Source organism: Helicobacter pullorum NCTC 12824, from assembly GCF_017979475.1.
GTDB lineage: Bacteria > Campylobacterota > Campylobacteria > Campylobacterales > Helicobacteraceae > Helicobacter_D > Helicobacter_D pullorum.
This window is the reverse complement of sequence record NZ_JAERIT010000007.1, coordinates 25,523-38,968: the sequence shown is the minus strand read 5'-3', so window position 1 is coordinate 38,968 and position 13,446 is coordinate 25,523. Positions and strand designations below refer to the sequence as shown.

Sequence of the window (13,446 nt, the reverse complement as noted above, 5' to 3'; positions counted from 1 at the left end):
ATTAAGGAAGCAAGGATATGGACTACAAACAAGCCTTTTTATCACAGCTAGAAAATAGCTATCTTGGTGTGCAGATACAAGATACAAAAGATTTATTCTCACAAGATTCACTATCAAGGGAAGCCCTCAAAAAGAGTGGCTTTATCAATTTATTGCAAATGAAATCAAAATATTTTGGGCATATTAAGAATCTTTTAGAGAAAGAAAAGCTAAACCATTCAATCTATACTAAGCTGTATAATTTCTTTTCAAGCTATCTCAACGAGACAGGCACGCCCTTTTTTTACGATACGCCCATGCACAAAAACATCTATGCTAAAGTCTATACCAACTCAAAAGACACAAGCCTTTTTTATAAAACTCAAAACCTCTACTATGTCAAATCCGATACAATTTACCACGATGCAGAGATTACAAGCGAGGATTTTGCATACACTTTTATCTTTGATACAAGCTATTTTGCCCCAAATGCTGATAATGCCAAAAACAAGGCTATTTTTAAATTTACAATAGAGGAAAATATAAGAATCTATGTGCTAAATGATAAAGAAAGCTTAAAAGACCTTCCCCCTGTATTTAAGCAAAATAGCACGGAGTTAAGTGAGGACTTTCTCAAAGCCTTAAAAAATGAGAAAATTATGCTTAAAGAAGAGGAGATAAAAAAGATTCTAAACTCTTATAAAAGACAAAATGAGATAGATTTTTTTATCCATAAAAATGCCAAAGCCTTTTTAGAGGAGCAGTTTTCTCTATGGCTCTTTAAGCACACAGTAGATGAGCTTACGCACTGGAGTAAAGAAAAAATCGATGAGCTAAATACCCTAAAAAGAGTAGCCTTTAAGATAATTGATTTCATCGCAGATTTTGAAGAGGAGCTAAAGGCGATATGGTGTAAGCCAAAATTTGCTAAGAGGGTGGAGTATGTCTTTAGCCTTGATAGGATAGATTCTGCCTTATTAGATTCTGTCATCAACGATGAGGGTTTTAAAGCACAGCTAAAAGAATGGCAGGAGCTAAAGCTAGTAGATGAAAGCTTTGATACAAAAAATATCAGTGATGAAAAGTATAAATTTCTACCCCTTGATACCAAGCACTTTAGCAAGGCAACAAAATACAAGATTCTAAGCACATTTAAGGATATAGAATCTACCCTAAATGGCGAACTTATCAAGGCTGATAATTTTCAGGCACTTAATACCCTACTACCAAAATATCAAAACAAGGTGGATTTAATCTATATCGACCCGCCTTTTAATCTTGGAGAAAATGCAAGTTTTGATTATAAGGTGAATTTTAAAGATTCCACTTGGGCTTCATTATTAGATTCTCGTTTGGAACTTGCTAAAGAATTTTTAAGCACTAAAGGAAGTATTTTTGTGCGTTGCGATTATAATGGTAATTTTATTGTAAGAAGTATTTTAAATAATATTTTTGGAGAGGATAATTTTGTCAATGAGATAATTGTAAGCAAGTCTGCCAAACTTACAGAAACCATTAAAAAATACCACAGTGGAAACGATACCTTATTTTTCTTTTCTAAAAGCGAAAATTATATTTTTAATGTTCAGGGAATTGAAAGGGCAGAAAGAAAATGGCGTCCAATGCATTTACCCGGAGAAAGGTGGTCGCCTATCCTAAATGAATATATAAAATTGTTTTCAAAGGAAAATTTAGTTTTCAAAAATAATAAATGGACGAGTAAAGCTAGAATTATTTTGGGAAAAGAATATTTACCACCAAGTGGAAGACATTGGGCTTTAAGTCAAGAAACCATTTTTGATCTAGAGAAAAAAGGTGGTATAAAGCTGATTGATGGTGTTCCAAAAACTCTAGAAGGAAGTATAAAGAAATTAACTTCCAATTGGACTGATTGGGTTGGTTATTCTAGTGATTGGGGATTTCAGACAGAAAACCATGAAAAAATTTTAGGAAGAGTGGTTTTGACGGCTAGCAATCAAAATTCCGTCGTGTTAGATTATCATTTGGGCTCTGGCACGACGATTGCTACTGCTCATAAACTAGGGCGTAAATGGTTAGGTGTAGAAATGGGAGATCATTTTTATACAGTTATCATTCCTAGAATGAAAAAGGTTATCGGTGGTTTTGCTAGTGGGATTAGTAAAGAAGTAGAATTTAAAGGCGGTGGTGCTTTTCGATACTATGAGCTAGAATCTTATGAGGAAAGTTTGGCAAACTGTGAATATGTGCTAGATAAAGATTCAATCATCGATTATCGCAAATCAAGAAAACTCATAAAAGCCCTAAATAAAGGCGAGGCTATAAGCTTAGATATGAGCGGATATAGAAAAGACTTTGATGTATTGCACACTATGGCAAATGTTTTAGGGCTAAAAATCAAGCGACTCTTTTTAGATTCTAAAGGCATAGAATGTGCGGAATTTGACAATGGCGATATAGTATCTAGTGATAGCGTGGATTTATGTAAATATCCAAAGCTAACAAATCTCATTTGGTGGGAGAGGTAAAATGAAAATTCAACTAAAAAATATAGGAATGCTTGATGAAGCTGAATTTGAAATAGGCGATATTACTTTAATTTGCGGTGAAAATAATACTGGAAAAACTTATGTGACTTATAGTTTATATGGGTATCTTAATTTTTTAAATGATAAATTGGCAAGCATTATTTTTGAGATTATAAGAGATTATTTAGAGCAAATAGAAGTAGAAGATTGCATTGTAAAAATACCAAAGAGTGTTATTTGGGATTTCTGTAAGAAAATTATTGAAAAAGTAGAAGAGGAGTATAAGAAAACTCTTCCAGAAGTATTAGCTGGAAAAGATGATGATTTTCAACATAGCATATTCAAAGATGAGCATCTAAAATTATCAATAAATAAAATTAATAACAATAATGAAGCATTTAAAGAAGTTGTTGAAAAGAATAATAACTTCTTTGAAGTGCTTAAAATTGCTGAGGACTATATTAAATTGGATTACGGTAAAAGTAAAAATCATTTTATTGAAGATATGAGAAAAAATTCAGAAGCAAAAAAGATTCATTTTGTAATTGCTTTTTTTAGATCTTTGTGTTCAGATTATTCTGGAGCATTTATATTGAGTGCAGAGCGGACAGGAGCTTCTATGTTTCAAAAAGAACTAGATGTTAATAAAAATGAAATTGTAGATCAAATTTCTCAAGCAAAAAGTGGCGACATTGAACGGGCTGTCCTTAGTATCCTAATAAAACGATATTCTAGATACCCAAAACCAGTTAAAGATAATATTTATTTTGTAAGAGAATTGGAGGATATAACTAAAGAAGCAAGTTTCATACAAAAAGGAGTTAAAGAAGTTTCTAATGCAAAAGAAATATATCAAAAAATTTTGGATTTATTGTTTGAGATAGTTGGTGGAAAATATATAGTAAGTCAAGGAGGTATTGAATTTGCACCGGGAGCCAAAAAGAGAATTACTAAAGGCAGATTTTTAATACAAAGAGCATCCAGTTCTGTGCGTTCTCTACTTATGCTGAATTACTATATTTTACACCAAGCTCAAAAAGGTGATATTTTGATGATAGATGAGCCAGAGCTTAACTTGCATCCTAAAAATCAGATTCTATTGGCAAGACTTTTTGCATTACTAGTAAATGCAGGCATTAAAATTTTTATCACCACTCATAGTGATTATATTGTGAGAGAATTGAGTAATTGTATCATGCTTAGCAATCTAACAGACCAAGCAATACAAAAGCTTAAAAATAGGTGTTATTTTAAAGAGCATAAATTAAATGGTGATAAAATTAAAGCATATGTAGCAAAAAATATTCAAGGAAAAAATACTTTAGAAAAAGTGAATATAACACAGAAGCAAGGTATTTTTATGGAAACCTTTGATGAAGCTATTGAATGGCAGAATGAAAATCAGGGTTTGATTTTTAAAGAAATGCATAGGAAGCAAGATGACAAATAGGGAGTTGCAAGATTTTAAAAATTGTTTGCATGGTAGTCTGAAAGCTATGCAAAAAGGTATATATCTTGTTGTTAAAGAACAAGAAGAAGAAAGTGTAATACAGGAAATCACTTTCAAGTTTGCCCAAAGAGATAACGTTTTAATTATTCAACAGGACATTAAGAATTGTCCTCCAATCACAAATTTATTTGGTAACAATGAAAATAGAATAGAATCTTGTGATTTTATTGTACTCTTAACAAAAAATAGAGATTTAAAAATATTTTTTTGTGAAATAAAGTCTAGCAACACTAGGGAAACTAGAGAAAAGGCTAAACGACAAATAGAAAGCTCTAAAATATTTTTTGAATATCTTTATAAAAGTTATTTGCATAAATACAGTAAAAATATTGATTTTAATACAGCCATAGAAAATGCAAAAAGTCTTATTCTTTATCCCGCTTCTATGTCACAAAAAAGACCTACATATTCATCAGAGGATAACCTAATTCAATGTAAAATAGAAGTAGATGATAATGGAAAATGTGATATAGATGGATATGAGTTTTTTGGAAGTAATCAATAATGCAAAATAACCTAATCCTCTACACCACGCAAGATAAAAAAATAAAAGTCGAGCTTTATGAGTTTGGCGAGAGCGTATATCTCACACAGGATTTAATCGCAAAACTTTTTGACACCTCAAAATCTAGCATAAGTGAGCATATAACAAATATCCTAAAAGATGGGGAACTGCAGGAAGATTCAGTTGTTCGGATTTTCCGAACAACTGCCAAAGATAATAAACAATATAAAGTAAAATTTTATTCTTTAGAGATGATTTTAGCCGTAGGTTTTAGAGTTAGAAGCAAAAGGGGAGTGCAGTTTAGAATCTGGGCTAATGAACACTTAAAGAGCTATCTACAAAAAGGCTTTATCATCGATAGCGATAGGCTTAAAAATCCAAATGGTAGAACGGATTATTTTGATGAGCTGTTAGAGCAAATACGAGATATACGAGCTAGTGAGAAAAGGTTTTATCAAAAGATAAGAGATTTATTTGCTTTGTGTGTAGATTATGATTCTAGTGATAAGGCTACGCAGATGTTTTTTGCCAATACGCAAAACAAGCTTTTATATGCCATTACCAAACAAACTGCGGCTGAAATTATCTACAATAGGGCTAATCTTAATAAGCCAAATATGGGGCTTACTTCTTGGAAAGGGACTAAAGTGCGAAAGGGCGATATTATCATCGCTAAAAACTATCTTTCTAAAGATGAGTTAGATAATTTAAATAGGCTTGTCAATGTCTTTTTGGAATCAGCAGAGCTTAGAGTAAGGGACAATAAAACTTTGACTATGGATTTTTGGAAAGAAAATGTAGATAGTTTGCTTACCTTTCAAGGCAAGGATATATTAAAGGGCAATGGTGGCATTTCCAATGAAAAAATGGAGCAAGTCGTAAGGCAAAGATATGAAATTTTTGATAAAAAGAGAAAAGAAGAAACAAGAATCAAAGCTGATTTAGAAGATGAAAAAATGCTAGAAAAAACCTACAAGGCTTTAAAGGATAGATAATGCCAAAGAAGCAAACAAACATAAAAAAACACCTGCTTTTAAGTAAAATAGTAAATGAAAAAAGAGTGCAATATAAAGAAAGCTATGAAAACTATGATTTAAAAAGCTTTAGTGCGGATATTTCCTTACAAGATTATCAAATAGCAAGTTTGCAAAATGCCCTTATAGCCTTAGAATTGTATATGTGCTACAAAGATTGTGATTCTACAAAGCAAATAGGCGAAAAGCTTTATAGAATCTATAAAGAGCAATACAAAGATTGTAAGCTAGAAAAAGAGGAGATTAACCGTGCGTCCTTTTGGATGGCGACAGGCAGTGGCAAAAGCATAGTGATGATAAAGCTACTCTCACTCTTGGGTAAGGCTATAAGAGAGAAAAAGATTCCAAATAAGCCCATAATGCTACTTGCTCCAAATGATACGATTTTAGCACAATTTAAAGACAATGTAGCAAAATATAACAATTACAACGCCGACTTTATCACGCTAAAAGAGCTTAGAGAATACGAAAGCATTATGCAAAATAATTTGCTTTCAGAGACTACTGTTTTTATCGCAAGGAGCGATTTGCTAGATTGCGCACAAAATGTGGGCAAAGATAAAAGTGCCAAAAGACTTGATTATAAAAATTACTGCAATAATGAGGGCTGGTATATTTTGCTAGATGAAGCCCATAGGGGAGATAGCAAAGAATCTATTAGAAAATACTATATCAATGAAATAGCTTGCGGGGATAAGCTTAGGGAGTATGAGGGCTACTCTTATAATGGCTACTCTAGGGGCTTTATTTTTAATTTTTCAGCGACTTTTAGCGATGAGCTAGATTTTTTTACTTGTGCCTTTAATTATAATTTAGAAAAGTTTAATAATGATGGATATGGCAAGAATATCGCTGTGCTAGATTCTCATCTCAAATCTTTTAGTAAAGAGAGTGATGAGAGTGAAAGGATAATACGAATCATCGAGGGCTTTATACTTTTTAGTGCTATCAAACAAAGTAAAAAGGAGTTATTGCGTAAGGCTAGGGACTTTGGTATCTCAAATATACAATACCATAATCCCCTAATCATCGCCGTATCTGATAAGGTCAATACCCAAGATGCTGGGATAAAGCTGTATTTTAAAGCGATATTACAGATTCTAAAAGAAGATAAAGATATACAAGAGATAGCTAAGAATCTTTATGAGAAACTCAAAGCACAAGAGCTGTATTTTGCAAACAATAATCTAAGCGATGAATTTTTAGAATATGTAAAAAGCATAGATTCTAAGAGTGTGAGGGAACATATATTTTATGCGAGTGAGCCATCACACCTAGAATGTTTTAGGGCAAATGATAAAGAATTAGCCTTTAAAAGCAAGAATGCCAATGAGCCCTTTATGCTGCTTAATATCGCAGAGGCTAAAAAATGGGAGAAAGAGCATTTATTGGAGCTTGGAGTAGAGAGCTTTAAGGATTTGCAAAAAAGTTATTTTAAACATATCAATGAGGGCGATTCAAGCATTAACATTATGCTTGGAAGCAAAGTCTTTAGCGAAGGGTGGGATAGCAACCGCGTGAATCTTATCTATTTTATCAACATTGGCAGCAAAAATGCGAAAAAATATGTTTTGCAAACTATCGGTAGAGGTGTTAGAATCGAGCCTTTTTCTAATGTGCGAAAGAGAATGCGATATTGTGATATACACGAGTATAGCACAAAGCAGATTCTAAGCCCTCTTGCTTGTGGGCTAGAGACTTTGTTTATCCTAGCAAGTGATAATGAGGCTATTAAATATATTTTAGAAGAGATTGAAAGCTTCATCACTCAATATCCACTAAAAGGCTTTAAAAAGACAAATGAGCTAAATCCCCTACCCGCACCAAAGTATAAAGAGATAGAATCTAAAGAAAGAAAGTATAAAATAGGACGAAGCGAGGCGCAAAAACTAAAAGCTTATATACAAAGCTTTGATGAGGATATTTTAACGCTTAGTAAATGCGTGATACATAAAGAATGTAGCTATGACACGCTAAGGGAAATTAAAGATTTTTTAGACGATAAAAGCGAGAGAATTATCCAATACGGGGATTTTCAAGAATTTGATAAAAATAAGACTTTTAGCCATATTCATAGAATCTTAAATGTTAGAAACAGAGAGCTTAAAGAATTTGTAGATTTAAGCGATGAAATCAATCATTATCAAAGCTTTAAAACCACTTTGGGAGAAAGTTTCGCAAATGAGATAAATGCGATTATAAAAACTCTCAATGCACATAAAGCCTTAAAAACAAGAGAGGATTTGCAAAAAGAGGGAGTAGCAGAGGAATATATCCCAGCTATTTTAGAATCTGAAGCCAAAAAACAAAGTAGGATTATTGATTCTTATCAAATCAGTGCAAAACTAAGAGAGCATTACTATAATCCGCTTATTATTTATAGTAAAAACGATAGAGATTCTGGGATTAATTTTGCAATAAATGAGGAGAGTGAAAGGGAATTTTTACAAGATTTAGAGGAGTTTTTACAAGGAGATTCTGAAAAGCTTATGAAATATGAATGGTGTTTTTCTAAGCTTGTAGAAAATATCGATACTATTTATATCCCATATTTTGATAATGAGGCACAAAGCGAAAGAAAGTTTTATCCAGACTTCATCTTTTGGTTTAAAAGTAAAGAAAATGGAGAATATAAAATCCTTTTCATAGACCCAAAAGGGCTTACAAGAGAGGCAAATGCTAGAGATAAGATACAAGGCTTTGAGGATATATTTAAAGACAAGGAGTTTTTATATCGAGGTAAAAAGATTCAAACTTATCTTTTTTATTATAATAAAAATGTGGGGGAATTTATAGGCTTTGAAAAATACAAAAAGAGTAGCGTAAAAGAAATTATTGATGAGATAGTGAAGTAAGTGTTGTTTGTATTCTTTTTTTGCATCAAATGTCTTACAAATACGAAGTATATGGGGGTTTTATTTTAGATATTTTTTCGAATTTTGAAGCAGATTTGCAAACTTTAGAAACATTGTGTGATTTGTTTAATGAAACTATTTGGCAAGAGCTTGGTTTTGTATGTGATGGATGGTATTTGTTTTCATAAAGAATCTTTGATAATGAGTGCAACGCATAAAAATAAGTTAATTTGATAAATTTAGTAATCTAAGGCATAATAATTCATTGTTAATTTGTTTAAAATTTATAATATCATATGCTGGGTAACGGCTAATTTGCATTTTGAGATTGAAGTTTGGGCGTGATTTATATTTTGTCAATGCAATCGTGTAATGTCAAACTTTGGTGGAGAAATTTTCTGAATTTTGGCATTTCATCAAAACTAATGCAGGAAAACTCAAAAACATAAAATGATTGTTAAAAAGTTTTGCTATAATCACACAAGTATAATATTTTCAAGTTATTAGGAATGAGAAAATGAAGACTTTTATTATGTTGGGAATGGTTTTTGTGATTTGCTTTTGTGGATGTGGAAGCAAAAAACCTAGTCAAGATATTATCCCTGCAACTACAAATGGGGTTGATTTTGGTATCGGAGATACTCCGATGATTCCCGCTGAGAGTGGAATCTCTGCTAATGAAACGATAGAAAATCCAAAGCTTTTTGCAGGTCCAAATATCAAAGAAGAAGCCATAAAGGAATTTCTCAAGCAAACAACTACGAGTTTGGATAATCATTCTCGTAATTCTCAAAAACCCTCTAATGCAAATTCCTCTCGTTTGAGAAACTTGGACACTTCGGATGTTATTACGCTTTTGAGTGGAGGTGGTATTGCACTTACAGTGTGGGCGACAAATCCGGGAAACTGGCTTTGGGGCTATCCCCCATTTAATAGCATAGAGTTTGGTAAAGCACGACAATGGAGGATACTTACTCGCTCTAATGGAAAAATAAGTTTTCAAAATGTGCAAACTGGAACTTGTATGAGTGCTTATAAAAATGGCGTTATTCATCTGCCTTGCAGAGAGAATAATCCTTCACAATTGTGGAATATCAATCCTTTTTCAAATCGTGCTATACAGCTACAAAATGAAGCTACCAAAACTTGTTTGCAAACTCCCGTAATACGCACGAAAAATTTTGGCAGTATTTTTTTGGCTAAATGTGTAACGCAGCAAAATCCTTCTAGCGGAAATGATAATATTTCACAACAATGGGTGATTACGGCACCACTTACATCTACCCCGCCTATTTTTGTGATTGATTAAGGAGAGTTTATGCAGAAAATATTAATTAGTTTGCTTTTGGTGCTAACAGCTGTATATGCTAAAATTGAGGATTTTAGGGTGGGGACTTGGAATCTACAAGGTTCATCAGCTAGCACAGAAAATAAATGGCAAGTTAGTGTGCGTCAGTTGGTTACAGGGGATAATCCTATTAATATTCTTATGCTTCAAGAGGCAGGGAGTGTGCCAAATTCCGCAAGACGAACGGGTAGAATGGTGCAACCCGGTGGCACACCTGTGGAAGAATACATTTGGGAGCTTGGCACAATTTCTCGTCCAAGATCGGTTTTTATTTATCATGCAGATATTGATGTGGGAGCAAGACGCGTTAATTTGGCGATTGTATCAGATAGAATGGCTGATGAGGTTATTGTCGTGCATCAAAATACCATAGCCACAGAGGCTTCTCGCCCAGCACTTGGCATACGCATAGGCACTGATGTGTTTTTCTCTCTCCATGCCTTAGCAAGTGGCGGGGGCGATGCGACTGCACTTGTTACTGCGGTACACGATCATTTTATGAATATGCCACAAATTACTTGGTTGATTGCTGGGGATTTCAATCGCGAGCCAGCAAGTCTTTTGAGTGGATTGGATTCTAGAGTGACAAACAATATCCGCATTATCTCGCCAAATACAGCTACGCATTTTAGTTCCCGTGGGACTAATCGTATTTTGGATTATGCGATTGTGGGGAATACACAAGCACCCGGAGTGCAAGTTTCACTCCCGGCTTTAAGTGCGATTTTGGCAGCAGCTAGTGTGCGTTCATACTTGAGTTCTGATCATTTTCCTGTTCGATTTGGAAGATTCTAATGAAATATAGAGGGATATTTATGAAAAATGCTTTTTTAGTTTATTGCCGTAGTTTGCAAACCTTGCATAAGCAAATGTGGAAATCTTTTTTGGCTTTTGTGCTTTTGTGTGGAAGTATGCCATTGTTTGCTGAAAATCCTGAGGATTTGCCAGATTTTACCCCCTCATTTATGATACGCAGTGCTTATGATGGCTCTGTGCTTACCATTGATGAAAAACAATTGAATTGGAATTTGCGTGAAATTACCGATGATAGTGGGATTAAAGAACGCGATCCATGGCCATTTTTTAAGCTAAGTTATGTGCAGTTTGTAAGCCCTAATAATGCTGATGTATGCCTTGCTATTGATGAGAGTGGGAAGTTTGTTGGTAAATCTTGCAAAAAGGATATTGAAAGCAAAAAATTAGAAACGGTGTTTTCTATCATACCCACCACGACTTCTGCAGTGCAAATACGCTCTATGGTGCTAAATGCAGATGAATGTATTACATTTTTTAATACCCCTAGGAAGTCTGGATTTGGGATTAATTCTTGTGATGTTGATAGATTGTTTAATGTGGATTTGCGGAATCTTATGCTGATTTTACCGCCATTTCAAGCCGCTGTACCGATTAATCCATAAGATTGTAATTTAAATTCTAAGGAAAAAAATGATTAAAAATATGATGAAGTTTTTATTGGCTATTTTGGTAGTTGCTTTGGTTTTTGGTTGTCAAAAGAATGAAAAAGGCTCTAAAGTCTATGTAGGGACAAATGCGGAATTTGCACCTTTTGAATATAGAGAAGGAAAAAATATCGTTGGTTTTGATATTGATTTGATAAAAGAGATTGCTAGAATTTCTGGATTTGAGATTGAGTTTGTGGATATGCAATTTGATGGTTTGTTGCCTGCATTGGAATCAGGAAAAATTGATTTGATTATCTCTGGTATGACTGCCACAGAAGATAGGAAAAAGTTTGTTGATTTTTCTTCCCCATATTATAGTACCAAACAAGCAATTTTGGTGTATCAAGATGAGCAAAAAATACAAAGTTTTGATGATTTGGTAGGTAGAAAAGTCGGCGTGGTATTAGGATTTACAGGGGATATTTTGGTAAGTAAAATCCCAAATATTCAATCTCAAAAGTTCAATGCAGCTTCAGAGGTGATTTTGGCTCTTAAATCCAAAAAAATAGAAGCTGTTGTGATGGACTATGAAACTGCTAAAAATTATGCAAAACAAAATAGTGAGTTAAAGTTGGTGCAGACAGATTTTGCTTCAGAAGAATATGCTATTGCCATGAGAAAAGGGAATGAAGAATTGCTAGGGAAAATCAATCAAGCAATCAAACAAATCAAAGAAAATGGTTTTTATGATGGTTTGATTGCTAAATATTTTCAATAATTGTTAAAGATTCGTTTGAGGAAAGTTGATGTTGGAATATTTGGAGTTACTCAAAGAAATCTTTATTGTAGATAGCCGCTATAAATATATTTTAGAGGGGTTAATATTTTCTATTTCTACCACTGCACTAGCAGCTATTATCGGTATTGTTTTGGGTATTGTAGTGGCATTGATGCAGCTTACGAATTTTTATCCTTTTAGAAATATTCAAGCATTGGCGAATTTTAATCCTTTATCAAAGATTGCTTATGCCTATGTGTATATTATCCGTGGGACTCCTGCTGTGGTGCAGCTAATGATATGGGCAAATATTATTTTTATAGGAGCATTGAGGGATACGCCAATTTTGCTTATTGCAGCGATTGCATTTGGGATTAATTCAAGCGCTTATGTCGCAGAGATTATCCGTGCTGGAATCCAAAGTTTGGATAAAGGGCAAATGGAAGCAGCAAGAGCTTTGGGGATGGGTTATGCAATGTCGATGAAAGAGATTATTATCCCTCAAGCGATTAAAAGAATCTTGCCTCCACTTGTGAGCGAGTTTATTGCCTTGCTAAAAGAAACTTCAATCGTTGGTTTTATCGGCGGTGTGGATTTGTTGCGTTCGGCAAGCATTATTACAAGCCAAACTTATAGAGCAATAGAGCCTTTATTGGCAGTAGGGATTATTTATTTGATTCTTACTTCGCTTTTTGCAATGCTTATGAGAAAAGTAGAGAAGAGGTTACAAGAAAGTGATTAGGGTTGAGAATTTACACAAAAATTTTGGTGAATTAGAGGTTTTAAAGGGTATTAATATAGAGGTGTCAAAAGGGGAGGTAATAGCCATCATTGGACCATCAGGAAGTGGGAAATCAACCTTTTTGCGTTGTATCAATAGACTAGAAGAGCCAAGTAGCGGGGCGATTTATATTGATAACCAAAACATTATGGACAAAAAGACAGATATCAACAAAGTGCGACAAAAGCTAGGTATGGTGTTTCAGCATTTCAATCTTTTCCCCCATAAAAATGTATTAGAAAATATCACTTTAGCACCCACAAAGCTAAAAAAACTTCCAAAAGAAACCGCAGAAAAAAAGGCAATGGAACTTTTGGGGAGAGTGGGGCTTATAGACAAAAAAGACTTTTATCCAAGCAAACTATCAGGGGGACAAAAGCAGCGGATAGCGATAGCTAGGGCATTGGCTATGGAGCCAGAGATTATGCTATTTGATGAGCCAACTTCTGCACTAGATCCAGAGATGATAAAAGAAGTGCTAGATGTAATGGTGGATTTAGCAAAAGAGGGAATGACAATGATGATTGTAACGCACGAAATGGGGTTTGCCAGAAATGTGGCAAGCCGAATCCTTTTTATGAGTGAGGGCGAGATTATTGAGGATTCTACGCCTAATATGCTTTTTGATAATCCAAAAAACAAAAGAGTGCAAGAGTTTTTGTATAAGGTGCTGCAAAAGTAGGGGAGCTTAGATAAATAGGATGGGGGGGGGGGCAGTAGCCCCTTATAGAAACATTTTACATAAT

The 13,446-nt window shown here is 34.0% G+C and carries 12 protein-coding genes; all 12 read left to right on the top strand.

All coding sequences use genetic code 11. The annotated features are described in order from the left end of the window. Positions 1 to 17 precede the first annotated feature (17 nt). The 12 genes from JJQ98_RS06220 (at position 18) to JJQ98_RS06165 (ending at position 13,382) form a co-directional block, all read left to right on the top strand. Complete coding sequence (locus tag JJQ98_RS06220) at positions 18 to 2,486, top strand: site-specific DNA-methyltransferase (protein WP_151105210.1); 2,469 nt, start codon at positions 18 to 20, stop codon at positions 2,484 to 2,486. A gap of 1 nt (position 2,487) precedes the next feature. Next, complete coding sequence (locus JJQ98_RS06215; RefSeq protein ID WP_151105209.1) at positions 2,488 to 3,936, top strand: AAA family ATPase; 1,449 nt, start codon at positions 2,488 to 2,490, stop codon at positions 3,934 to 3,936. Then, on the top strand, positions 3,926 to 4,501 hold the full coding sequence (locus tag JJQ98_RS06210) for a hypothetical protein (protein ID WP_151105208.1): 576 nt from the start codon (positions 3,926 to 3,928) through the stop codon (positions 4,499 to 4,501). The genes JJQ98_RS06215 and JJQ98_RS06210 overlap by 11 nt, the downstream gene beginning before the upstream one ends. Then, entirely contained in the window at positions 4,501 to 5,496 is a 996-nt protein-coding gene (locus JJQ98_RS06205; RefSeq protein WP_151105207.1) for a virulence RhuM family protein, read from the top strand. Before JJQ98_RS06210 ends, JJQ98_RS06205 begins: the two co-directional genes overlap by 1 nt. Then, positions 5,496 to 8,390 (top strand): DEAD/DEAH box helicase family protein, encoded by a 2,895-nt coding sequence (locus JJQ98_RS06200; RefSeq protein WP_247596710.1) that lies wholly within the window; start codon positions 5,496 to 5,498, stop codon positions 8,388 to 8,390. Before JJQ98_RS06205 ends, JJQ98_RS06200 begins: the two co-directional genes overlap by 1 nt. Before the next feature lie 29 nt (positions 8,391 to 8,419). Next, the gene (locus tag JJQ98_RS06195) at positions 8,420 to 8,578 is read left to right on the top strand and encodes a hypothetical protein (RefSeq protein WP_170252230.1); all 159 of its coding nucleotides are present in this window, start codon (positions 8,420 to 8,422) and stop codon (positions 8,576 to 8,578) included. A 329-nt stretch (positions 8,579 to 8,907) separates the two neighbouring features. After that, on the top strand, positions 8,908 to 9,699 hold the full coding sequence (locus JJQ98_RS06190) for an RICIN domain-containing protein (protein ID WP_151105205.1): 792 nt from the start codon (positions 8,908 to 8,910) through the stop codon (positions 9,697 to 9,699). Between the two features lie 9 nt (positions 9,700 to 9,708). Then, positions 9,709 to 10,533, top strand: coding sequence for a cytolethal distending toxin subunit B family protein (locus JJQ98_RS06185; RefSeq protein ID WP_065827181.1), 825 nt, complete (start codon positions 9,709 to 9,711; stop codon positions 10,531 to 10,533). A gap of 20 nt (positions 10,534 to 10,553) precedes the next feature. Next, positions 10,554 to 11,156, top strand: a complete 603-nt coding sequence (locus tag JJQ98_RS06180; RefSeq protein WP_050751343.1) for an RICIN domain-containing protein — start codon at positions 10,554 to 10,556, stop codon at positions 11,154 to 11,156. A gap of 28 nt (positions 11,157 to 11,184) precedes the next feature. Then, positions 11,185 to 11,919, top strand: coding sequence for a basic amino acid ABC transporter substrate-binding protein (locus JJQ98_RS06175; protein WP_005022587.1), 735 nt, complete (start codon positions 11,185 to 11,187; stop codon positions 11,917 to 11,919). Between the two features lie 28 nt (positions 11,920 to 11,947). Then, positions 11,948 to 12,661: an amino acid ABC transporter permease gene (locus JJQ98_RS06170; protein WP_054195549.1), complete on the top strand. Its 714-nt coding sequence runs from the start codon at positions 11,948 to 11,950 to the stop codon at positions 12,659 to 12,661. Then, a complete protein-coding gene (locus JJQ98_RS06165) occupies positions 12,654 to 13,382 on the top strand; it encodes an amino acid ABC transporter ATP-binding protein (protein WP_005022590.1) in 729 nt (242 codons plus the stop codon). Before JJQ98_RS06170 ends, JJQ98_RS06165 begins: the two co-directional genes overlap by 8 nt. Positions 13,383 to 13,446 lie beyond the last annotated feature (64 nt).

What these genes read in the sequence shown, in the direction of transcription:
- JJQ98_RS06220 (WP_151105210.1), top strand. Translation starts at nt 18, where the DNA reads ATGGACTACAAACAAGCCTTTTTATCACAGCTAGAAAATAGCTATCTT.
- JJQ98_RS06185 (WP_065827181.1), top strand. Translation starts at nt 9,709, where the DNA reads ATGCAGAAAATATTAATTAGTTTGCTTTTGGTGCTAACAGCTGTATAT.
- JJQ98_RS06170 (WP_054195549.1), top strand. Translation starts at nt 11,948, where the DNA reads ATGTTGGAATATTTGGAGTTACTCAAAGAAATCTTTATTGTAGATAGC.
- JJQ98_RS06210 (WP_151105208.1), top strand. Translation starts at nt 3,926, where the DNA reads ATGACAAATAGGGAGTTGCAAGATTTTAAAAATTGTTTGCATGGTAGT.
- JJQ98_RS06190 (WP_151105205.1), top strand. Translation starts at nt 8,908, where the DNA reads ATGAAGACTTTTATTATGTTGGGAATGGTTTTTGTGATTTGCTTTTGT.
- JJQ98_RS06215 (WP_151105209.1), top strand. Translation starts at nt 2,488, where the DNA reads ATGAAAATTCAACTAAAAAATATAGGAATGCTTGATGAAGCTGAATTT.
- JJQ98_RS06180 (WP_050751343.1), top strand. Translation starts at nt 10,554, where the DNA reads ATGAAAAATGCTTTTTTAGTTTATTGCCGTAGTTTGCAAACCTTGCAT.
- JJQ98_RS06175 (WP_005022587.1), top strand. Translation starts at nt 11,185, where the DNA reads ATGATTAAAAATATGATGAAGTTTTTATTGGCTATTTTGGTAGTTGCT.
- JJQ98_RS06205 (WP_151105207.1), top strand. Translation starts at nt 4,501, where the DNA reads ATGCAAAATAACCTAATCCTCTACACCACGCAAGATAAAAAAATAAAA.
- JJQ98_RS06195 (WP_170252230.1), top strand. Translation starts at nt 8,420, where the DNA reads ATGTCTTACAAATACGAAGTATATGGGGGTTTTATTTTAGATATTTTT.
- JJQ98_RS06200 (WP_247596710.1), top strand. Translation starts at nt 5,496, where the DNA reads ATGCCAAAGAAGCAAACAAACATAAAAAAACACCTGCTTTTAAGTAAA.